Genomic DNA, 22,210 nt, shown 5'->3' on the forward strand with positions numbered 1-22,210 from the left:
TCCGGGCGGCCGGGTGTTCACCACGGTGTCACGTCTGCTCTCTGCACCGTCGGCCGGCGCGGGCGGTTCGAGAAGTGATGGGTCGGAGGAAGCGGGACCAGGGGCGCGGGCAGGACCCGTGCGGGTCACGGGAGGTCCGCGGGTTCCACCAGGTAGGAGGCCGCGTCGGTCAGTTCGGCATCCCGCCCGCTGCCGAGCAGGGATGCGGGGGCGGTCCCGAGCCAGGCGTTGGGCGAAAGCCACCAGTCGGCGGCGCCCCAGGGGTCGCGCGGGGCGTCCAGGAGCTCGTTCACGCTCAGCACCGCCGACCAGGCGTCCGTCGGACCGCGGAACTGGAACGCGGGCAGGGTGATCCTGCCGCCCGCGGCCCGCAGCCGGATGAGCCGGGCGTCGTACGGATCGCCGGGGCCGGATGACCCGCGGGGGGCGGTGAGCGCGGGTGCGGCGAGCAGCCGTTCCCGTACGGCACCGAGTACGGGACCCACCATGCGGTGGCCGTCGAGCACCAGGACGGCCAGATCCTCCGCGGTGAATCCGTCGGGCGCGACCGCCGCCCCGGCCAGTCGGGAGCCCGCGCCCCCCTCGGCCTCGTCCAGCAGCCGCAGCACCGCCTCTGCCGCCTCCGCCCGGCGCTCCGTACCGGATACGGCAGCGCGGAAGTCGCGCAGGCGGGCGACGAGCCGGGCCCGCGCCCGCGAGTCGAGGCCGCCGTCCAGCCGGTCCCAGTCGGCGGCCGCGCGGGCCAGGCCGCTCAGGGCCGCGTCGTCAGCGGGTGCCACGGGAGGACTCCGTCCGGTCGGCGCGACGGTCCTCGTACGGGGCCAGCATTCGTTCGACGAGGTCGGCGCGGGAGGGATGGCGCACCACCAGGTGGATCTCGTCCCGCGAGCCGCGCGCCAGTTCGGCCTCGACCGCCGCCCAGACCGCGCGCAGGCTCGCCTCGTGGCTCAGCCCACCGCGGCCCGAGCCCAGGAGGGCGAAGCATATGGAGCGCAGCGGCGGATCGAACGCGTCGCGCTCCGCGGCCAGCAGTGACAGGGCACGGGCGGCAGAGCGGGTGACATCGTCGGGCTGGACGTCGTAGTCGTTGGATCCTGGCCGGGGCACCGCGATCGCCGCGTGGTAGATGCGCCGGATCCCCTGCTCGGCCAGCGCACCCGCGCTCGTGGGCGCCACGGTGCCCGGTAGGACGGACCGGCCGGGAGCCGCGTGCCGTACGACCCAGTCCCGCACCTCGTCGTGGACCCGGTCCTCGACCAGGCCTCCGGCGCAGTCGCGCAGCGCGCCCGCACGGCGCAGCGAGGCGGACACGGAGGACTTGTAGACCTCCGGCAGGGACAGGAAGGTGTTGGTCGGCGAGACGACCACGTCCACGTCCCGCAGCAGATCGACCGGATGCACGTGCAGGGTGATCGACGAGGGGCGCCCCAGGACCACCACCGGCAGTGTCCGGTGGCCGGAGGACAGCGGCCGCCGCCGGGCCGCGTCGGGGGCTCCGGGCACCACCGCGGCGGGCGCACCGCTCAGCCGGACGACCTGCTCGGCGACCTCGCCGAGCACCGCGAGCTCCTGGTGCTTGCGGAAGTGATCGACGGTGATGCCGTACAGGGCGGCCGCTCTGCGGCGCCGCTCGACCGAGGGCAGGTCGCGGGTGCCCCTGGCCAGACCGAGGCTGTACGCAGCGGCTTCCCGGAGACTTCCCGCGTCCATCGACTCCACGGCGAACCGCAGCAGCTGTTCGACCGCTTCCACCCGGGGGCCGGTCCTGGGCGTTCCCGGAGCGGCGGCGAGCCGGTCGAGCGAGGGCAGTTGCAGCCCTCTCAACCGCATGACGCCGACCGGCCGGATCAGGCGTAACTCTCGCAGGATCGCGGCGTGATCCGGCAGCGCGCTTTCAGGCATGCCGGAAGGATGGCACCGTCCGGGAGAGGCCACAACCGATTCCGTGAAGCTCACCGCGGCGATGCGAAAATCACCTGCGACCGCAGAAGAAGATCACTGAAGAGAGTCGTAGAAGAAATACGCATGCGGCGTCACCGGCCGCACGAACGCCTCCCCCTCGGAAGCACGTGGACACGAACCGGGTATTTCCCGGTGCTTGTCCGGTCACTTTCCGTCCATCGGCTCCGCGCCGGCCACCCGCGTGCCACGCTGACCCTCCGGTCCGTCCGTGACGGGGCACCGGACACCAGTCACCAGGGGAAAACATGGCTACCAAGCAGCAGTACGAGGCAGCACTCGTCAAGGCCGAGCAACTGGGCCTCGGTTCGCTCAAGGAACAGGATCTGAAACTCGTCATGACCCTGTACAGAGAAAGCAGCTCCCTCGGTAACCGCGCCCGCCGTGTGGTCGACGGAAAGTAGCGGACAAGGGGTACAGAAGACGGCTTCCAGCGAAGGAACGGCATATGGCGACAGAAGTCATTCAGCTCCGCACCACCCTCAGCGTCGAACAGGTCAAGAAGACCTTCAGTACGACCCTCCAGACCTCGCGAAAGGTCGAATTCGGCGCCGTACAGGCAAGTGACAACCCGTTCGACGAGAGAACGGATTTCGATGCCTTCGCCGCGCTCAAGACATTCTTCGGCGGCTGGCTGGTCCAGATATACATCACGGACCGGACGGACGTCCGCGAGATCCAGTTGGCCGCATTGGGCTCGACGCCGCTGGGTCGCGCCTGGCGAGGCCTCAGGTACACGTACTCCCTCAACGAGAGCAGGCAGAAGGTGACGTCCGTGGTCGAACAACTGCGTTCCGCCGACGTCGGTCTGGAGGTCCGCTGAAGGCACCGCGACTCTCCGGGCCCAGGGGCCGTACGACTACGCCCGACGCCGGTGGCTTCCGGTGCGGAATGCGAGAATGGCGACATCGTCGGCTCGCTCGTGGGGCGGGGGGAGCAGCGTGTTGACGAGGTCGGTGAGGGGCATGCCGGGGTCGCGGGCAAGGGTGGTGGCCTGGTCGGCGAGGTGCCGCATGCCGTCGGAGATGTCGGTGCCTGCCACTTCGATCAGTCCGTCGGTGTAGAGCAGCAAGGTGCCGCCTTCGGCGAGTTCGTGGTGCGCGTGGTGGCGCTCCACATCCGGTGCGACGCACAGGGGCGGATCGGGTGTGAGGGAGCCGTACAGATAGCGGGGCGGGCCATCGGCTGGGATCAGCAGCGGCGGCGGGTGTCCCGCGTTCGACAGTGTGACGCTCCAGGCCCGGTCTCCGGTCGGGCGGAGCACGATGTGCAGCGCTGTGACGAGTGGGGCGGTACTGACCCCCTGGAGCACGTGGTCGAGTCGGCTGAGTGTGTGCGCGGGGCCCGCCGGGCCGTCGGCGTAGGCCAGGGCTCTGAGCATGCTGCTGGCCTTGGTCATCTGCGTCGCCGCGTCGAGATCGTGACCGGCGACGTCGCCGATGGAGAGCGCTACGGCTCCGCCTGGTACGACGATCGCGTCGTACCAGTCACCGCCGATCTCCGCCGTCGTGCTGGCGGGCTGGTAGACGGCGGCCAGTTCCGCGCCGTCGACGTGGGGAGGTGTGGTGAGGAAGGACCGCTGGAGGACCAGGGCGGTGTGGCGGACGCTCTGCAGCTCCAGAGCGCGGCGCAGCGGGTCGCGCACGCTGTAAAGGACTTCTTCGAGCAGGCCGAGCTCGGCGTCGTCGGGCGGTGGGTTGCCGAGGCACGTGGCTGCCGCGGCCAGCGCCACGGTCTGTTCGTCGAGGACGACGGGCACGATGGCCAGGCTGGTGGCGCGGGCCTGGACCATCCAGTCGGCGGACGGCCCCGACATCAGGGCTTTCGGCGGCTCGCCGGGTGGGAAGGTCACCAGCTCCGTCCGCCGGCTGTCGATCACTGTCTCCGCCAGAGCGCCGAGCGTGAAGTCGTCCGCGATCGGCGGGAGGCGCGGTACTCCGGTGGCGAGCGCCGTCTGTGCCCTGGTGGCGCGGAGGGCCTCGCCGCCGGACCGGGTGTGCTCGGGGTACCTCAGCTGGAACACGACGAAGGCGTCGACGAGATCGGGCACCACGGCACAGGCGGTGGTGGCGAAGGCTTCTGGCAGGTCGGGGGCGGAGGCGGCTGCCGCGGTACGCTTCAGCAGCCGGTCACGGGTCTGCCGGCGCCATTGGACCTCGGCGTCCGCCACGGTGCCGATCCACTCCTGGAGCTCGCCGTGGCGGAGGACGGGCACGGCGATGACCTTGACGTGCCGGTAGCCGGCGGAGTCCCCGGCGCGCCGGATCCGCACCACGGCGTCGAGCAGCGCGTCGCCCCGGGCCGTGGCGGCCCACTGCCCGGCGAACCAGGAACGGTCCTTCGGGTGGACGGCGTCCATCCAGGAGAGACCGCTCTGCCTGGGATGCCACAGGCCGCCCCCCGTGTCTCCGAGGCTGCCGACGAGGGCCGAGACGTCGCCCTGCGGGGTCATCCGCCAGACCACCTGCGGCACGGCGGAGTGCAGGGCCTCGTAGCGCGCCAGGTCCGCGCCGTGATCCGTGGTGACCGCCGGGATCACGGCAGCGCTCCCCGGTTCTTCCGGCACCTTGAGCGCCAGCATCAGCACGGAGGCCCCGTGCGGGGAGGTCACCGGCAGGCAGCTCACCACCCAGAAGCGGTGCCCGGGCGGCCCGTGGGCGGTGACCCCGCTGGCGTCGAGCAACGCCGGGGAGCGGTCGGTCCCGGCCCGGTCCAGTGCGCGGAGCACCGGGCGCAGCCCTGCTCCGGCCAGGGCGACACCGGCCTCCTGACCGTCTCGCCAGAAACCGAACAGTTCCCCGAAGGCCCGGTTGTGCTGCACCAGCCGGTGCCGGGGCCCGGTCAGGAGCGCGGCGGCGACGTCGGCCTCCTCGAAGCTCTCGAATACGGACACCGGGTCGCCCCTTCCTGACCTGCTGATCGCCCCACACCGATGATCCCCCGCTGTCGAGCCTTGGGCATGTGCGGATCGGATCAGCTGATCCCCCCTCTCGGACCGCACCGTGCGGTTATGGTTCGGGTGGCCGTCCCCGCGGGTTGTAGGGGCGCAGCTCGGCGGGTATCGGACAGTTGGTGACGGCGCACTTCTCGCATCCCGGATCGGCGGCGCCGTGGGCGGGGCGCGGCGGCGCCAGGGTCAGCGCACGGGAGTGGCCGGCGTATTCGAGCAGCAGGAGTGCGGAGTCGTCCGGCGGGGACGTGGGCGCGGTGTGCTGGTGCACGTCGGTGCGCAGGTGTTCCAGTCCGGTTGCCAGGGTGTCGTCCCTCAGGAGTTCCGCACGCGTGCTGAGTGGGTAGAAACGTCCGGCTGCGTCGCGGGCCTCGTCGAGGCCATCGGTGTGGAACAGGACCCGGTCTCCGGGGGAGAGCGTGCGGTCGTGGTGCCCCGGCCTGCAGGGACCCACCGCGTCCAGGCCCAGGGGCATGCCGGGCCGGTCGGGTTCCGCCCGGGCTATGCCGCCGGGGGCGGGGAGGACCAGCGGTGCGGGGTGGCCGTAGTTGAGAAGTGACAGCCTGCCGTCGTCGGACAGCTCCGCGAGTACGGCGGTGACGAACCGGTCGTCGGCGTCGTGCCGGGTCAGGGCGCAGGACATCTTGAGTCCCACCGTCTCCAGGCTGGAGGCGACCGGTGCGCTCTCGCGGAAGGCGGCCAGGACGGTGGCCGCCGTGTGGACGGCGCTCAGCCCCTTGCCCTGAACGTCCCCGATCACCACGCGTACGCCGTCGCGGACCGGGGTCACGTCGTAGAAGTCGCCGCCGATCCGTGCGGCGTCCGCGGCGGATTCGTAGGACGCCGCGATGCGCGCGGGTCCGGAGGCGGCGGGCACCGGACCGATGATGGCCTCCTGTGCGGTTGCGGCGATGTCGCGCATCTGCGTGAGCTGGCGTTCGCGGCGGGTTCTGGTGCGGGCCGCCCTGGCGGAGAACGCGGTGACGAGGCCCAGGGCCAGCAGCGGAAGGATCCCCCCGGGTGAGCCGAGCGAGTGGTGTCGGTGGGCGAGAGCGGCAGCCACAGCGGCGGCGAGAAGCCCGGTGCCGACCACGGCGCGTGGCGTGTTCCGGGCGGCCGCCACGGCCGGTGCCGCCGCGAAGAGGCCGAGGAGGGTCGTCTTCGGTCCCAGGATCACATCGGCCAGGGCGACGGCGAGCAGGGCGCACACGCAGGCGCCGTCGGCCCACCGCGGGGTTGGCATACGGGTCTGTGTCATCACCGTTCCTCCGATGCGGATCTCAGGAGTCGGACATGCGTTCGGCTTCGGGTCAGACTTCGGTCGCGGTGGGTCCGGTTGTGGCCGTCTCGGCGTTGCGTCGGGTCTTGGCCCAGCCGGTCCTGCCGCGCAGGAGGCGTACGGAGCCGCGGGCCGAGACGATGAACAGGTGGTAGGCGTACAGCCACAGGGTGATGCCCCACACCAGACCGGTCGCGCGTGAGCGGTCGGGGGCGAACTCCCGCCGGTAGACCGGGCCCCACAGCAGGAAGGGCACGACCGACAGGATGCCCAGCGCCAGCGCGAGCGGCCACGCGGCCAGCAGCACGGCGCCCCCGACGCCGGTGGCGAGAACGAACAACAGGAACGCGGTCAGCACGAGGACCGTGAGGTGGGCGATCGGCTGGAAGAACGTGTAGAGCGATTCGAGGACACCGCGGGCGCGGTAGTGGCGCGAGCCGATGATCCGGCCCGCGTACCGCACGCACTGGATGTTGCCCTGGGCCCACCGGGTGCGCTGGGTCAGGAACCGCCGGGTGTACGGCAGGGCCTCCTGCGACACCCAGGTGTCGGCGACATGGGTGACGCGGTAGCCCGCCAGGCGCATCTGCATGCCGAGCTCGTAGTCCTCCAGGAGGGCGTCCTGCTTCCAGGGGCGGCGTTCAGCGGCGGCGATCCGGTCGAGGGCGGCAAGGCGGGTGAACTGGCCGTTGCCGCCCAGGCCGACCGATCCGGTCCGGCGGCGCAGCAGCTGCATTCCGGTGTTGGAGACGGCGAATTCCGCGTCCTGCATCCGGACCAGCAGACGCGCGTAGGCGTTGGCGAGCCGGCCGCGGTCGGGCAGCGGGCGTTCGTCGTCCACGTTCCGCATACGTACCCCGATCTGTACGCCCCCCGTCTCCGGGTCCCCGAAACCGTCCGGGCCACTGACGTACGCCGCAGCGTCCGGTGACAGCCGGCCGTCGGCGTCGACCACGCACACGACGACCCGGGAGCGGTCCACCTCACCCAGGTGGGTGTTCATCGCCTCGTACGCGGCGTTGAGCGCGGCCCCCTTCCCGATGCGGGCGTCGGGGCGGCGGCGGGAGACGAGCCGGACATAGCTGTCCTCGGCGGCGAGGGCCGCCACGATCTCGCCGGTGCGGTCGTCGCCGGCGTCGTCGATGACCCAGACGTGGGCGGACGGGAAATCGGTCCGCAGACGGATGACCGTGGTCGCGATCACGGCTTCCTCGTCCCGGGCCGGAACGAAGAAGTGCCAGTCGTGCGCGGCGGGATCACCGGGCTCGGTGGGACCGCTACGGGCGTAGGCGTGCCGGGAGCCGGCCCAGTAGAGCAGGAAGCCGCCGAGAAGAAGGAAAGGGAACAGGTAGAGAAGGAACTCGGGGATCATGTGAACCCTCCACGGGATCGGTAGCGGGCGGTTGGCTTCCGCTCGGCGTCACGTGGGCGAGCGTGTGGGAGCGGGACCGTCGGCTGCTCCTGGGTGGGGCGGGTGCGAGGCGGGGCGGCCGGGCGCCCCGTCGCTGGTCAGACGTCGGCCGTCACAGGGGCGGGGGCGGCCGTGGGCGGGGTGCCGACCGGCATCATTCCGGCGATCAGGTCCGCGATACGGCGCGAGGCGGTGCCGTCACCGAACGGGCTGGGCAGTGCCGCCAGCCGGCGCAGTCCCTCCGGGCCCTCGGCGAGGCGGCGGCGCACCGCCGCACCGGTACCGGGGCCGGGCTCGACGAGATCGGCGAAGTCGATCAGCGCCTCGGGGCGTTCGGTGGACCGTCGGACCACCACCAGCGGGCGGCCGAGGACGGTCGTCTCCTCCTGGATCCCGCCGGAGTCGGAGACGATGACGGCGGCGTGCCGGGCCAGCGCGAGGAACGTGCTGTAACCGGTCGGGGCGATCACCGTCAGTTCGTCGAGGAGCGGCAGCAGTCCGACGGCCTCGATCCGGGCCCGGGTGCGCGGGTGCAGGGGCAGCACGACCGGATGGGTGCGGGTGATCCGGGTCAGCTCGCGCAGAAGGCGCGCGAGCACGGCCGGGTCGTCGGTGTTCTCCGGCCGGTGGACCGTCGCCAGGACGTAGCCGTCCGGCGCCAGGCCGAGACGATCGAGAAGGTCCGTCCTTTCCCGCCGCGCCGGCAGATGGGCGCGGACCGCCTCCACGACCGTGTTGCCGGTCACGGCGACGCGCTCCTCCTCCAGCCCTTCGGCGAGCAGCAGGGCGCGGTTCTGCGGGGTCGCCGCGCACAGCACGTCCGCCAGCCGGTCGACGAGCACCCGGTTGTGCTCCTCTGGCATCGCCCGGTCGTGGCTGCGCAGCCCCGCCTCGACGTGGATCAGCGGAATCGACCGGGCGTTCGCGACGAGGGCGCCGGAGAGGGCGGCGTTGGTGTCACCCTGGACGACGACGACGCGCGGCGGATCGGCCGCGAACCGCTCGTCGAGCGCGGCGAGGGCGGCCGCGACCTGCACGGCCCTCGGCTGCCCGCCCACGCCGGTCAGATACTCGGGCCCGGGCAGTCGCAGCTCCTCCAGGAAGTCGCCGGAAAGGTCGTCGTCGTAGTGCTGGCCGGTGTGGACCACCCGGGCGGCGGGGCCGAGCAGCCGGATGAGTTCGGCGAGCTTGACCAGTTCGGGGCGGGTACCGAGGACGACGGCGACACTGCGATCTGCTGGAAAAGTCATGACCCGAGCTTTACGGTTCACGGTTGTCGCAACCGTTGCCCATCGGTTGCCCGACGGTTGCTTTGTCCGATTCGAACCACTTCAGGACCTTGGGCCTGGGTCCTCCGGCCCCGGCGGGAGGGGACTGTCGGCCTCCGGCGGCTCGTCCGACTCGCCGCTCACGAACCGGTATCCCAAGCCCCGCACCGCCTCGACGGGGTCCCGCCCCTGCGAACCGCCCGCATCGCGCAGCTTCCGGCGCAGCCGCAGCACCCCGAACTTGACCCGGTCGGTATCCAGCGCCGAGTCGTCGTCCCACACGCGCGTCAGCAATTGCCTGGTCGTGACGACCCGGCCCCGGTTGCGGACGAGGAGTTGCAGCAGCCGGTACTCGATGTCACTGAGCCGCACCTCGCCGCCGTACCACACCACGGCCCGCCGCTCCGGCACGAGCCGCAAGTGCTCCCCCACGCGCTCACCGGTCCACTGCCGGTGCCCGGCACGGCGCAGCAGGGCCTCGACCCTTGCCAGCAGCTCCTCCCCGTCGTACGGCTTGACCAGGTAGTCGTCGGCGCCCGCACGCAACGCCCGCACCCGGTGCCCGACGTCGTCGAGCCCGGAAAGCACCAGGATCGGCAAGTCGCTCATGTCCCGGGCGCGCGCCAAGACCCGCCAGCCGTCCAGCCCGGGCACCCTCAGATCCAGGAGCAGCAGGTCGGGCCGCTCCGCGAACAGCAGCCGCAGCCCCTCACGGCCGTCGGCCGCCGACAGCACCAGGTACCCGCCCCGCACGAGCAGCGCCCGCAGGGCCAGGACCGACGCGGTGTCGTCCTCCACGATCAGCAGCCTGGGCATCGCGCACCGCCACGCCCGCGAAGGCATGAACCGGTCCCGGAGGGGTCTGGCCGCACGACCGGCCGCCGGCCTTCCGCCGGGGGACGGCGGAGTACCCTCCCTGGCTTCCGTTCCATGCTCCAAGGATCAGGGAGGTCCCGTGGGACAGGGCGACGGGCGCGGCCGATCGGGTGAGGGCGCGAGGCCCCGAAGCTGCCCGGGGCGTGGGGCTCCGGTCCGGCCGGCCGACGAGACCGGGCCTGCCCTACCGGGTGCCGCGCCAGCTGGGGGAAAGCAGCGATGAGGCACATTCCTGGCCCCGACCGGAGGAGCGCGGGAGGTCAGTGAAGCCGGAGGGAAGTGACCCGTGGAGGAGCGGTTCGCCGTCCGCTTCGGGCCACGCCCGGTCTGACAGCTTGCGTATCCGAGTGATCTGTCGGACGCGCGTGGGGAGTTGATCGAGCCGCTGCTCTCCGCTTGGCGTCTGGAGCGTCGGCCCTCCTGGACCAGGCGGCCGCCGACCATCCCGGACTGCGGAAGGGCTGTCGCCGACGGCTACCGCCGGCACCTCGTCGGACACGCCGCTGCCGGGCGGTGATCTCCCTGTGGATGCCGAGGAGGCCGGACGAACCCGCAGTTGGAGGCTGCCGCCCGGGTGACACCGGCCAACCGAGCGATCTCGGCTCCGGTGACCAGGGCGCCGACCGATGCAGCGGCGTTCTCTGCCATCTCCCCGGCGTACACGGGCGCCACTATCACGCAGGAATGCATGTCGTTGACACTGCGCACAGGCATATGTCGGCATTCAGCGATGCACAGACCACCTTGGCCGCGTTCGCGCAGACACGGTCAAGAACCTTTGTTTTGTGCTTACTTGAGGGCGAAGTCCGAACACCTGCGTGCGCCCGGTGCGCAGAATTTTCGCTGATTCACCCATCCGGCGGCGTGTACTACGGCATAGGATCATGCCGCGCGCCCCGGGGCCTCTCCTGCCCCACCGGCACGCCTCCCCCCACCGTCATCGTTCCCCTCACCAGCACGCCCTCACCGACACCCCCACCATTCGTCAACAGGTACAGGTATCCGCGTGTCACCGATACTCCAGCCCGGTTCCGGCGACGGAGCCGCGCAGTGAAAATCAATCGTCGCCTCGTACTCCTCGTCACCGCACCGCTCACCGTGGCCGTCGCCTTCTCGGTCCTGGCACTCGCCCCCGCGACCAACCAGGCGCTCCAGGCCGACCGGCTGGCCTCGATGGTCGAAGTCGCGGACGCAGCGAGCGAGTTGACCAACCGATTACAGCGTGAGCGGGCGGCGGCCACCGCCCTGATCTCCGAACAGGGAGACGCGGAGGCATTCCGGTTGCGTACGAACGCCACCGACGAGAGCATCGCCGGATTCCGCAGCCGGACCAAGGGGCTCTCCGCGGTTCCCGGCAGCGCGCGGGGCGCCCTGGACCGTATCGAGCGCTTCGTCGAGGAGATGCCCGGCCTCCGCGCACAGGTGCGCTCGGGAAGCAGCACTGTCTCCGCCCTCGCCTTCGGCTATCGGATCGTGATCGCCGACCTCAACAGCTACCGCGACGGCATCGCGCAGGCGGACGGCGTGGACGCCGACATCGCGGACCGGATCCGCGCCGCCGCCGCCCTGTCCGAGGCCGCGGAGCACACGGCACAGCAGCAGGTCACCGTCGCGAGGGCGCAGGCCGCGGGCGGCTTCACCATCGCCTCGCAGCGGACCTTCGACGCCGGCCGGATGGGCTACACCGAGTCGACCGGCGCCATGTTCGACCTCGGGCCGGGCGAATGGCGGACCTGGCTGGAGCGCACCCTCTCCGGGGCGAAGGCGCTGGAGGCCCGGCGCCTTGAGGACGAGATCGGGCGGACGGGCACCGGCAAGGACATCACGGTCACCCCGAAGGAATGGCAGAAGGCGGCCAACGACCGCCAGGTGTTGCTGCGTTCGGTGGAGAAGCGGGTCGACGCGGCCGTCCTCGCCCAGATCTCCGACGTACGCACCACTCTCATCTGGACGGCCGGCGCGCAGGTCGCGCTGGTGGTGCTGACCCTGGTCGGTGTGGTCGTCGTGGCGGTCCGCCTGGGCCGCGTCATGATCCGGCGGCTGCGCGATCTGCGCAATGCCGCGCACGAGGTCGCCCACTCCGGGCTGCCCGCAGTGATGAGCGAGCTGTCCCAGCCCGGCGCACTGCGCGGCGCGACGCCCGAGGAGGTGGCCCGGCGGACCGGTGACCCGGTCAGCACCACGGGCGAGGACGAGATCGGCGAGGTCGGAGAGGCGTTCAACGCCGTCCACCACGAGGCCGTCCGCCTCGCCGCCCAACAGGCCCATGTCCACGAGCAGTTGGCGGAGACGCTGGTCGGTGTCGCACGCCGGGGAGCACGGTTGACCGCGGTCATGGTGTCCGAGCTGGACACGGTGCAGCGCGACGAGGCCGACCCCGTGCGGATGAAGACCCTCTTCGCTCTCGACCACCTCGCCATCCGCATGGAGCGCAACACCAACAACCTCCTGGTGCTGGGCGGTTACGGGAACGCCCGGGTGCGCTCCGCCGATGTGGGCTGCTCCACCGTCATCGTGGCCGCCGCCCAGCAGATCGAGCGGTTCGACCGCGTCTCCCTCGGCGTGATCGAGTCGGGGATCGGGATCACCGCCCGCGCCGTGCACGACGTGGCGCACATCCTGGCGGAGCTGCTCGACAACGCGACCCGCTACTCGCCCCCGGACAAGCAGGTCGGGGTCGCCGTCTGGCGGCTGTGGGACCGGGCCGTCGTGCAGATCGTCGACGAGGGCGTGGGCATCCCGGCGGAACGCCGCGCGGTCCACAACACCGCGCTGCTCGAACCTCAGGCGGGCATCGGCGACGTACGGTCCATGGGGCTGCATGTGGTGGCACGGCTCGCCGCGCGCCACGGCATCGTCGTGGAACTGCGCGACTCCTCGGGCCCCGGCACCATCGCCGAGGTCACGCTGCCCGCGAAGGTGCTGGCACTGGACCTGAAGGAAGACCGGGCTCCGACGCCGGGCCCGCTCGGCAGCGATGTCGGCTACGAGACGCCCCGGCCGATCACACCGCCGGGGCCGGGGGGCCACCGGCAGCCGGCCACCGCGCATGCGCGCCCCGGCCACGACAGCACCCCGGTCGGGGCGGGCGTCGGCGCCGCCGGGGCCGGCGCCCCGGCAGGCGGCGAGCGGAAGACCCCGTCCGGCCACGACGGGCCCCCCGGCTCCATCCGTGAGCGGGACCACGGCACCACGCCCGCGCCGCACCCCGTGCACGACGAGCCGGTGTCGCGCGTCGCCGGCGTCAGCTCCTCGGGGCTGCCCCTGCGGCAACCCAGAGCGCCTCAGCAGTGGCCCGCCGCGGGGAAGCGGACGGGTGCAGAACAGCGCCCCGGGGCCGGCGCGCCGCGGCCGGCGCCCCGCCGCCGGGACTCCCGACAGGTCTCCGACGTGCTGGCGGCGTACGCCCAGGGCATCAACCGGAGCACGAACCACCGGGGGCGTTCCGCCCCGGACGACACCACCGAACGGACCGAGAAATGACCACCTCCTCCGACCTGAGCTGGATCCTGAGCGATTTCGCCGGGCGCCTCCCGGAAGTCACCCAGGCGGTAGCCGTGTCCGTGGACGGACTCGCGCTCGCGTACACCGGTGTGGAACGCGACGACGCCGAGCGGCTGGCCGCCATCGCGTCCGGTGTCGTCAACCTGCTGTCCGCGGCTGCCCAGTTGACCAACACCGATCCCGTGGAGCACAGCCTGACCGCGATGGAGGGCGGCTACATGTTCTCGATGGCCGTCTCCAGCGGTGCCTCGCTCCTCGTCACCACGACCAGGGACGCGGACATCGGCGAGGTCAGCTACATGATGTCCGAACTGATCAACCAGGTCGGCGACTCGCTCTCTCCCCAGCTCCGCGATCCGAGCCTCCCGCCCCTCCACTGACCGCCGGTACGGGCGTCTCCACCCCCGTACCGCGTACTGCGCGCCGGTCCGGACTCCCACCGGTGGCGGCCATCCGCCGCACCCGTCCTGACCGGCACGCACGAAACCCCTGCCCCCGAGACTGTGATGTGAGCCCCATGTTCCCCTTCGCCCTTTCCCGCCCCCACCGCCGCAGATTCCGGCCGGCCGGCGCTGCCGCCCTCGCCCTCGGCCTGGCGGCCGTCACCGGTTGCAGCGGCGACAGCGGCGCCGACGACGACACCGTGAAGGTCGGCCTGGTGGCCTCCCTGTCGGGCACCTACGAGCCGGTCGGCACGGAGCTGCGGGACGGCTTCAAGCTGTATCTGGAGACCCATGGCAACAAGCTGGGCGGCCGAAAGGTCGAGCTGATCGTGGCGGACGAGGGCGACGGCCCGCCGACCGCCGTGCCGGCGGCCACCAAGCTCGTCAAGAAGGACAAGGTCGACGTGCTGACGGGCCTCGTCGGCGGCGGTTCGGTCAACGCGGTCCTGCCGCTGATCCAGCAGGCCAGGATCCCCTTCCTGGGATCGAACGCCCGGCCTCCGGTCAAGGACATCGAGTACGTCTGGACGACCAGCTTCCTGTCCGACGAGCCGGGCCGGGCCATCGCCCCGTACATCAAGGACAAGGTCGACGGGCCGGTCTACGCGATCGGCCCCGACTACCAGGGCGGTCACGACGAACTGCGCGGTTTCACCGATGAGTTCAAGCGGATCAAGGGGAAGCTCGCCAACCCGGACGGCAAGACCACCTGGACGCCGTTCCCGAAGACGACCAACTTCATGCCGTACTTCGCGGAGATCGCCAAGACGGACGCCGAGGCGGTGTACTGCTTCTACGCCGGCAAGGCCGCGATCGACTTCGCCAAGCAGTACGCCCAGTCGGACATCGCCGATCTGCCGCTGTACACGGCCTTCGTGACCGAGGGCAGCGTGCTCCAGGCGCAGGGCGCGGCGGCGAAGGACATCTACTCGGTCCTGAACTACGCGGCCGACCTCGACAACGAGGCGAACCGCACGTTCGCCGCCGACTGGACGGCGGAGCACGACACGCAGCCCACCACCTACGCGATGGCGTCGTACGACGCGGCCGCCGTACTGGACAAGGCGATCGCCGACGCGGCGAAGGACGGCGACGTCACGTCGCAGACCATCAACAAGGCCATCGCGGGTCTGGGCCAGATCGACAGCCCGCGCGGCGCCTGGGAGTTCGGCGACAAGGCCCACTCGCCGGTGCAGACCTGGTACCTGCGCCAGGTGCGGCCGGACGGGGCCCAGTTGGCCAACGTCATGGTCCAGGACCTGGCGACGCTCGGCAGCTGACATGGATCTCCTCGATGCCCACCTCATACCGGCGGTGGACGGGGTGGCCTTCGGGCTGCTGCTGTTCGTGGTCGCCGCCGGCCTGAGTCTCGCCTTCGGCACGGCGGGTGTGCTGAATCTGTCGCACGGCACGCTGTACGCGATCGGCGCCTACACGGGGGCCGAGCTGAGCGACGGGACCTGGGGCGGTCTCGCCCTCGGCCTGGCCGCCGGAACCGCGGCGGCGTGCGTCGCCGGGGCGGGGCTCTCCGCCGCGACGGCTCCGCTCGCCCGGCGTGGGCATCTGGCGCAGGCACTGCTGACGTTCGGGCTCGCCCTGATCGGCGGTGATCTGCTCATCCAGCTCTTCGGGGCGGACGAACTTCCCGTGCGCGTTCCCGAGGCGCTGGACTCCTCGGTGATGCTGCTGGGGCACCGCTATCCGGCCTACCGGCTCTGCTTCATCGTCATGGCCGTGCTGCTCGCGGCGTTCGGGACCTGGGTGCTGACCCGGACCCGGATGGGCGCGGCGGTGCGGGCGGCCGCCGACGATCCACAGATGCTCGCGGCCACCGGACGCAACCCCCGGGCGGTGCACACCGGCGTCCTCGCGGCGGCCGGCGCGCTGGCCGGGGCGGCGGGCGTGCTCGGGGCGCCGATCATCGGCCCCGGCCCCGGTACGTCCGAGAACGTGCTGATGCTCTCCCTCGTGGTGGTCGTGCTCGGCGGGCTGCGCTCGCTGTGGGCGACCTTCTTCGCGGCGATCGCGGTGGGCGAGGTGCAGACGCTGGGCGTCTCGCTGGCTCCCGATCTGGCGCCGTATCTGCTCTTCGCCGCGATGGCGGCGGTGCTGGTGCTGCGCTCCCGTTTCACGGAACCGACCGCGGGGCACGGCCCCGAGGACCCCGGACCGGACCCGGTCGCCCGGCTCCGGAACCACCTCGCCGGACGTCTGCGACGACGACCGCGCGGGACACCGAGGACACCCGGTACGCCAGGTACGCCAGGCGCGCCAAGTGCGCCAAGTGCGCCAGGCACAGCAGGGACAGCAGGGGCGTCGGGAGCAGGCCGGACCGCGAAGGTGGCCGGGGCGGTCCGGGCCGGCGCGGCGCCCCGCGAGCACGCGAGCCGGGTGCCGGTCCGGATCGGACGGCTGCCGGGCGGGGCCGCATGGCGCCAGGCGGCTCCGCTGCTCGTCCTGCTCGTGGTGCTGATCTCCCTGCCGGCCCTGCTCGACGCGTACAGCATCTCGCTGGCGGGTTCCGCACTGGCCCTGGGGCTGCTCGCGGTCAGTGTCACCATCCTGACCGGCTACGCGGGACTGCCCACCCTCGGGCAGACCGCGCCGTTCGCCGTGGGGGCGTACGCCACCGCGAACCTCGCGGAAGCGGGGTGGACGGTGGGGCCCGTGCAGCTCGTCCTCTCGGCGCTCGCCGCCGCCGTCTTCGCCGCGGCGGTGGGGCCGGCGGTGATCCGGGCCCGCGGCACGACCGTCCTGATGATCACGCTCGCCATCGGCGAGCTGACAGGCGCGGTCGTCAACCAGCTCAAGTCCGTGACCGGCGGCGCCGACGGGCTCGTCGGCTTCCCGGCCACCCGGGCGCTCTGGGGCGGGGAGGAGATGCTGGAGGAGAGCCAGCTGTACAACTACGCGCTCGTCGTCGCCGTCGTCGCCGTCTCCGTCACCCTGCTCGTCCTGCGCTCCCCGGCGGGGAAGCTGCTGACCGGCACCCGGGGTGCCGAGGCGCGGATGCGCGCCTCCGGGCACCCCGTGGGGCGCTACCTGTTGGTGGCCCACATCTGCGCGGGCGCGCTGGCCGGGGTGGGCGGTTCCCTGATGGTGACCGTCCAGCAGTATCTCGCCCCCGCCGACGTCGGGTTCGAGATCGCGGCGTTCGCTCTGCTGGCGGTGGTCATCGGCGGTACGACGTCCGTGATCGGCGCCCTGCTGGGCGCCGGGCTCATCGTCGCCACCCGGGACTGGGTCGCCGGTTCCTGGCCCGGCCACGGGCCGCTGCTGCTCGGCGTGCTCTTCGTCGCCACCGTGTACCTGCTGCCGCGCGGCCTCGCGGGGCTGCGCGGTGGGTCCGGCGGCGGGAGCGGGCCGCCGTCCGAGGCTCCCGTGACCGGGGGCCGGCCCCCGTCGCCGCCCGCCCCCCACCCCGCCGGGAAGGTCTCCCCATGACACCAGCACCGACCGCGGCAGCGCCGGAACCCCCCGTACTGGACCTCACCCGGCTCACCCGCCGGTACGGCACCCTCACCGCCGTCGACGACGTCAGCCTGCGGCTCCCGGCGGGTGCCCGGCACGCCGTCATCGGTCCCAACGGCGCCGGCAAGACCACTCTGCTCGACCTCATCGCGGGCACGGACCGGCCCGACCACGGCACGATCGCCCTGGACGGCGCCGACATCACCCGGACGCCGACCGCCAGGCGCAGCCGTCTCGGCATCGCCCGAAGCTTCCAACAGCCTTCGGTGATCGGTGAGTTGTCGGTGCTGGACAACATCGTCCTGGCCGGTTGGCCGCACCACCCGAAGCGCCGTGGGGCCTGGCGCAGCCCGTCCCGCTACCGGCTGCACACCGAGTCCGCTGCCCGAGGTCTGGAGACCGTCGGTCTCGCGGACCTCGCCCACCGGCCGGCGTCCACGCTCTCGCACGGGCAGCGCCGCATGCTCGACCTCGCCGCCGCGCTGGCCGGTGACCCCCGGCTGCTGCTCCTGGACGAGCCGGCGGCCGGACTGACCGACGACGACATCGGCCGGCTGCTCGCCATCCTGGACGGTCTGCCTCCGGACGTCGCGGTCATCCTGGTCGAGCACCACGTCGAGGTGGTCGCCCAGGTCGCGTCCACCGTCACGGTGCTGGCCGCCGGGAAGCTGCTCGTCACCGGCCCGACCCAGGAGGTTCTGGCGCATCCCGAGGTACGCGACGCGTACCACGGCACCGGCTCGACGGCGGGCCCGGCCGCCGCACCAGCGAGAGGATGACCGACGCCCGATGCTCGAACTCACCGGCCTGACCGCGGGCTACCACGGCGGCACCGTGCTGCACGGGCTCGACCTGTCGGTCCCCGCCGGCACCGTCCACGCCGTCGTCGGCCACAACGGCGCCGGCAAGACCACCCTCGTCCACACCGTCGCCGGACTGATGCGCCCGAGCGCCGGAACCGTACGCCTCGACGGCCGCGAGGTGACCGGGCAGCCCGCGCACCGGATCGCCCGTGCCGGGATCGGGCTCGTACCGCAGGGCCGCCGGGTGTTCGCCGGGCTCACCGTCGACGAGCACCTGCGGCTGTCGTACCGTCCACCGCGCCGGGGTGACACGGAGCGGCCCAGCGTGTGGACCCCCGCGCGCGTGACGGAGCTGCTGCCCCGGCTGGGCGAGCGCCGGGGCAACCGGGGTGCGGAGCTGTCCGGCGGCGAGCAGCAGATGCTGGCGCTGGCCCGCGCCCTGCTCGGTTCGCCGCGGCTGCTGCTCCTCGACGAGCCGACCGAGGGCCTCGCCCCGGTGCTCGTCCGGCAGGTCCACGACTTGGTGGCCACGCTGGCGGCCGAGGGCATCGCCGTCCTGCTGGTCTCCCCCAGCCCCGCCCAGGCTGTCGCGTCCGCCGGGGCGCTCACGGTCCTCACCTCGGGGCGGACGACGCTGCGCATGGACGGCGCGGACGCCCGCGCCGACGGCACCGCGCTGCACGCGGCGCTGGAGCTGGCGCCGACGGCGGTCTGATACGCGAACGGGGAGGGGGCGCGGCGCGCGGCGCGGCACAGGGCCGCCCCTATCCCTCCCCTTTCCCGCGCCCGGGAGGCCTACTCGGCCTTCAGGCGGTGACCGCCGAAGCCGCTGCGCCGGTCGGAGCCCTGGTTCTGGTCCTGCCACCACGTGTCGAACGCGGTCCGGTCCATGGCGGACCAGTCGGGTGTCCGCTCGACCTGCGCGGCGCCCATCCGGCGGGCGAGCGCGACCATGGCCGACCCGATGGGCCCGCGCCCGGCGTCGTAGCTCTCCAGGATCTCCTTCCAGCTGCCCCCGGCCGTCCAGGCGGCCTCCAGGGCGGTGGCGTCCTGGAGCGCCTTCACGCTGCCGCCGCCGACGTGCGGCCGGGCGACGCTGGCGGCGTCACCGACGAGCACCATCCGTCCCGAGGTGTAGTGCGGCGCCTCCAGGTCGTAGATGGGCTGGATGAAGGTGGTCTCGGCCGGGGTGCGGAGCACCCTGGCCGCCCAGTACGGCGGGAAGTTGTCCGCGACCAGGGCCCTCAGGTGCGCGGTGAGCTCGGAGTCGAGCCGCCCCGGCGGGAGGGAGGTGGGGGCCCGCAGGTCGGGGTGGAGGCCGTCGGCCTCGGGGGGCGCGGTGTAGAGCACCCAGTTGAGCCGGTGTCCGCCGACGCCGTCCGGGATGCGGTAGATCATGCAGTGACCGCCGGGGAAGACGATGTTGTGCGCGTCGTGGCCGTCCGACGGGAGGCCGGCGACATCGGGCGACGTGCCGCGCCATCCGATGTATCCGGCGTACGTGGCGTCCGCGCCGGGAAACATGGCCCCGCGGACGACGGAGCGGTATCCGTCCGCCCCGATCACCACGTCGAAGTGCTCCCGGTGCCCGTCCGCGAGGCGCAGCGTCACCCCGTCGGCGTCCGGCTCGACCCCGGTGACCACCGCGCCGGACCGGTAGGAGACCCCCTCGGGCACCCGGCGGCGCAGTTCGCTCCACAGGGAGCCCCAGCTGTAGGCGCGGAAGGGGAACGGCTGCTCGCCGACGACCCGGCCGTGCTCGGCGTCGCCGTCCCGCACGCTCCACACCCGCCGGGTCAGCGGCGCCCAGGGCATCTCCGGGGCGACGTATCCGGCCTCCCTCAACTCGTCGTAGCGGTCGCTGTGGAGGGCGATTCCCACCCCTCTGTCACGGAGCCGGGCACCGGCGCGTTCCAGCACGGTGATCCGCTCGGCTCCGCCGCGCGAGGCGGCCAGGGCCGCGGCACACCCCGCTATGCTGCCGCCGACCACGGCGACGCTGCCTCCACGCATGTCTGGCACTCCACTCACTCGACGTTCCGGCCTTCCGGTCCTGCTCACCCGACTTACCCGACGCGGTGCCCGTTCAGCGCTTCCGGAAGGCCGCGTCCAGGTTGGGGACCTCGACGGAGGCGTGCAGGGTCACGCCGTCGGCCGGCTCGACCCGGGCGGCGATCAGATCCAGTACGGCGTTCGCGAGGCGGATCTTGGTCTCGTCGGTGCGGCCGTGGAGCAGGCGTATCTCGATGTGCAGGACGGCGTGGCCCTCGGTCCGGTCGCCGATGACGAAGTCGTCGACGCGACGGAAGCGGGTCTTGCAGCCCTCCGGGCGGGCGTCGACGGTGGCGGCGACGAGCGGGTGCAGGGCGAGCGCGAAGGCCTGCCGGTCGAAGGCCGCGGCGAGCGTGCCGGAGTAGTCGACGGTGATCTGCGGCATGGGGGCAACTCCTCGGGAAACAGCGGGGGCTGGGGACGTCGGCTCGTACCGGGAGAACGGTAGCCGAACACGGCCCCGGCCCACGGTGCGGCTGCGGACCGGCACTTCCCGGACCAAGCCCCGGGTCGATCCGCGCGGCCGCCGGTCAAGGGGGTGACCGGCGAGAAGTGCGCCGATCCGTTCGAGGAAGGCTGAACAGGAGCTCAGCCTCCCTCGAACGCTATTCGCACACTTGCTCGAATCGCGTTACGCTCTCCCCATGGCCGTACACCTGCAAAGCTCGCTTTTCGACCAGGGGGCCGAGGTCGAAACCGGCCCCCTGAGCGGACTGCGGCGCACCGACCTGGGGCACGGAGCCTGGATCGACGTGCTGCCGCAGTGGCTCCGGGGCGCGGACACCCTGTTCGAGACACTGGTCCGCGAGGTCGACTGGCGCGCCGAGCAGCGCGTCATGTACGAGCGCGTGGTGGCGGTCCCCCGACTGCTGGCCTTCTTCGGCCGCCGCGACCCCCTTCCGCACCCGGCCCTGGAAGCCGCCCGCACCGGGCTGGGCGAGCACTACGCGGCCGAGCTGGGCGAACCGTTCACCACGGCGGGGCTGTGCTTCTACCGGGACGGGCAGGATGGGGTGGCCTGGCACGGGGACACCATCGGCCGGGGGAGCACCGAGGACACCATGGTCGCGATCCTCTCGCTGGGAGCTCCCCGGCACCTCGCGCTGCGGCCTCGCCGCCCGGGTCCCGCCCCCGTCCGCAGGACGCTCGGGCACGGCGACCTGATCGTCATGGGCGGCAGCTGCCAGCGCACGTGGGAGCACGCGATCCCCAAGACCGCGCGGGCCGTCGGACCGCGCATCAGTGTGCAGTTCCGGCCCGACGGGGTGCGCTGAGTCCGGCAAGCACGGCGGAGGGCACACCCCGACCGGCAAGACCCGCTGGACCGAGCAGGCCCTGCCGTCGACCGGAACCGTCCGGAACCGGCCGGAACCGGCTGACCCGAACCGCCCGTGGGCGCGCCATTCCGCACCGCCCATGAACCACCGCCCATGAACCACCGCCCATGGACAGCACCCGTAGGCAGCAGAGTTGTTGACAACCCAACAGACATCGACTTAGGTATGCCTTACCTAAGTCGACTGGGTGTCCGTGGTTCTGGTTACCGATGCCGAGAAAGGTGCTCATCTCATGAGTGCTGTTCCCTCCACCCGTACCGTCGCCCGCGCGGGCCTCGCCGCGTTCGCCGCCGCCGCGCTGGCCCTGACCCTCGCCTCCCCCGCCGCCGCCGCGACCGGTACCCGTACGGTCACCGACGGGGGCGCCACCTACAACCTGTCGCTCTCCGGACCCGACACCGCGGCCGCCGCGGGCGCCAACATCACCGTCACCGGCAGCGGTTACAACGCCGGTCAGGGCGTCTACGTGAGCCTGTGCGTGGTGAATGGCGCCCAGGGCGCCAACAAGCCCTCCCCGTGTCTCGGCGGCCAGGACCAGTCCGGCACCACCGGCGCCTCGCACTGGGTGTCCGGCCTGGGCGGCGGCCTCCCCAACACCTCACCGTTCGGCGCGGGCGGCACCTTCAGCGTCCGGATACACGTCAAGGCCGACCTCGGCGGCGGGAACGTCTGCGGCGACACCGTCGAGTGCGCCATCGTGACCCGCGCCGACCACACCGACACCAACGACCGCAAGTACGACGTCCACGCGCCGATCAGCTTCGTGTAACGCCGACCGAACGCGAGCAGTACCGCACAGATCCGTCCAGTCCAACACTGCTCAACTCCCTTGGGCAGCTCAGCCATTCGCCCGGTTC

Annotated in this window: 19 protein-coding genes; 10 read left to right on the forward strand and 9 right to left on the reverse strand. The window is 72.3% G+C overall.

Translation table 11 applies throughout. The features are described from left to right. Positions 1-125: 125 nt before the first annotated feature. Both AB0F29_RS14010 and AB0F29_RS14015 read right to left on the reverse strand, forming a co-directional pair. Positions 126-779, reverse strand: a complete 654-nt coding sequence (locus tag AB0F29_RS14010; protein WP_361871314.1) for a hypothetical protein — start codon at positions 777-779, stop codon at positions 126-128. Continuing rightward, entirely contained in the window at positions 766-1,902 is a 1,137-nt protein-coding gene (locus AB0F29_RS14015) for a hypothetical protein (protein ID WP_361871317.1), read from the reverse strand. The genes AB0F29_RS14010 and AB0F29_RS14015 overlap by 14 nt, the downstream gene beginning before the upstream one ends. A 305-nt stretch (positions 1,903-2,207) precedes the next feature. Between AB0F29_RS14015 and AB0F29_RS14020 the strand changes: the two genes are divergently transcribed. Further along, positions 2,208-2,363, forward strand: a complete 156-nt coding sequence (locus AB0F29_RS14020) for a hypothetical protein (protein ID WP_161322245.1) — start codon at positions 2,208-2,210, stop codon at positions 2,361-2,363. A 44-nt stretch (positions 2,364-2,407) separates the two neighbouring features. After that, positions 2,408-2,782, forward strand: a complete 375-nt coding sequence (locus AB0F29_RS14025; protein WP_361871320.1) for a hypothetical protein — start codon at positions 2,408-2,410, stop codon at positions 2,780-2,782. Between the two features lie 36 nt (positions 2,783-2,818). Here the strand turns inward: AB0F29_RS14025 and AB0F29_RS14030 are convergent, their stop codons facing one another. From AB0F29_RS14030 to AB0F29_RS14050, 5 genes are all read right to left on the reverse strand, one after another. Then, the gene (locus AB0F29_RS14030) at positions 2,819-4,852 is read right to left on the reverse strand and encodes a SpoIIE family protein phosphatase (RefSeq protein ID WP_361871322.1); all 2,034 of its coding nucleotides are present in this window, start codon (positions 4,850-4,852) and stop codon (positions 2,819-2,821) included. Between the two features lie 115 nt (positions 4,853-4,967). Beyond that, the gene (locus AB0F29_RS14035) at positions 4,968-6,167 is read right to left on the reverse strand and encodes a PP2C family protein-serine/threonine phosphatase (protein ID WP_361871325.1); all 1,200 of its coding nucleotides are present in this window, start codon (positions 6,165-6,167) and stop codon (positions 4,968-4,970) included. Between the two features lie 52 nt (positions 6,168-6,219). Then, on the reverse strand, positions 6,220-7,560 hold the full coding sequence (locus AB0F29_RS14040; RefSeq protein ID WP_361871328.1) for a glycosyltransferase: 1,341 nt from the start codon (positions 7,558-7,560) through the stop codon (positions 6,220-6,222). 137 nt (positions 7,561-7,697) lie between these two features. Continuing rightward, positions 7,698-8,849, reverse strand: coding sequence for a UDP-N-acetylglucosamine 2-epimerase (non-hydrolyzing) (gene wecB / locus AB0F29_RS14045; RefSeq protein WP_361871331.1), 1,152 nt, complete (start codon positions 8,847-8,849; stop codon positions 7,698-7,700). An 81-nt stretch (positions 8,850-8,930) separates the two neighbouring features. Then, positions 8,931-9,683 (reverse strand): response regulator transcription factor, encoded by a 753-nt coding sequence (locus AB0F29_RS14050; protein ID WP_361871957.1) that lies wholly within the window; start codon positions 9,681-9,683, stop codon positions 8,931-8,933. Positions 9,684-10,793: 1,110 nt separating this feature from the next. Here AB0F29_RS14050 and AB0F29_RS14055 point away from each other — a divergent pair. From AB0F29_RS14055 to AB0F29_RS14080, 6 genes are all read left to right on the forward strand, one after another. Next, complete coding sequence (locus AB0F29_RS14055) at positions 10,794-13,226, forward strand: nitrate- and nitrite sensing domain-containing protein (RefSeq protein WP_361871333.1); 2,433 nt, start codon at positions 10,794-10,796, stop codon at positions 13,224-13,226. Further along, a complete protein-coding gene (locus tag AB0F29_RS14060) occupies positions 13,223-13,627 on the forward strand; it encodes a roadblock/LC7 domain-containing protein (RefSeq protein ID WP_361871335.1) in 405 nt (134 codons plus the stop codon). The genes AB0F29_RS14055 and AB0F29_RS14060 overlap by 4 nt, the downstream gene beginning before the upstream one ends. 137 nt (positions 13,628-13,764) lie before the next feature. Then, entirely contained in the window at positions 13,765-14,970 is a 1,206-nt protein-coding gene (locus AB0F29_RS14065; protein WP_361871338.1) for an ABC transporter substrate-binding protein, read from the forward strand. A gap of 1 nt (position 14,971) precedes the next feature. After that, on the forward strand, positions 14,972-17,134 hold the full coding sequence (locus AB0F29_RS14070; protein WP_361871341.1) for an ABC transporter permease: 2,163 nt from the start codon (positions 14,972-14,974) through the stop codon (positions 17,132-17,134). Next, positions 17,131-17,940, forward strand: a complete 810-nt coding sequence (locus AB0F29_RS14075; protein WP_361871343.1) for an ABC transporter ATP-binding protein — start codon at positions 17,131-17,133, stop codon at positions 17,938-17,940. Before AB0F29_RS14070 ends, AB0F29_RS14075 begins: the two co-directional genes overlap by 4 nt. Positions 17,941-17,950: 10 nt before the next feature. Next, a complete protein-coding gene (locus AB0F29_RS14080; protein ID WP_361871345.1) occupies positions 17,951-18,679 on the forward strand; it encodes an ATP-binding cassette domain-containing protein in 729 nt (242 codons plus the stop codon). Positions 18,680-18,759: 80 nt separating this feature from the next. On the opposite strand, the gene AB0F29_RS14085 is transcribed toward AB0F29_RS14080, so the two are convergent. Both AB0F29_RS14085 and AB0F29_RS14090 read right to left on the reverse strand, forming a co-directional pair. Next, the gene (locus tag AB0F29_RS14085; protein ID WP_361871347.1) at positions 18,760-19,977 is read right to left on the reverse strand and encodes an FAD-dependent monooxygenase; all 1,218 of its coding nucleotides are present in this window, start codon (positions 19,975-19,977) and stop codon (positions 18,760-18,762) included. A gap of 73 nt (positions 19,978-20,050) precedes the next feature. Further along, positions 20,051-20,401 carry an isomerase gene (locus AB0F29_RS14090; protein ID WP_361871349.1) on the reverse strand — a complete coding sequence of 117 codons (351 nt, stop codon included), beginning with the start codon at positions 20,399-20,401 and terminating at the stop codon, positions 20,051-20,053. Positions 20,402-20,660: 259 nt separating this feature from the next. On the opposite strand from AB0F29_RS14090, the gene AB0F29_RS14095 reads away from it, so the two are divergent. Continuing rightward, on the forward strand, positions 20,661-21,290 hold the full coding sequence (locus AB0F29_RS14095; protein WP_361871352.1) for an alpha-ketoglutarate-dependent dioxygenase AlkB: 630 nt from the start codon (positions 20,661-20,663) through the stop codon (positions 21,288-21,290). Between the two features lie 295 nt (positions 21,291-21,585). Beyond that, entirely contained in the window at positions 21,586-22,122 is a 537-nt protein-coding gene (locus AB0F29_RS14100) for a hypothetical protein (RefSeq protein ID WP_361871355.1), read from the forward strand. The last annotated feature ends 88 nt before the right edge of the window (positions 22,123-22,210 follow it).

This window comes from Streptomyces sp. NPDC026589 (assembly GCF_040638385.1).
In the GTDB taxonomy this organism is placed as follows: domain Bacteria; phylum Actinomycetota; class Actinomycetes; order Streptomycetales; family Streptomycetaceae; genus Streptomyces.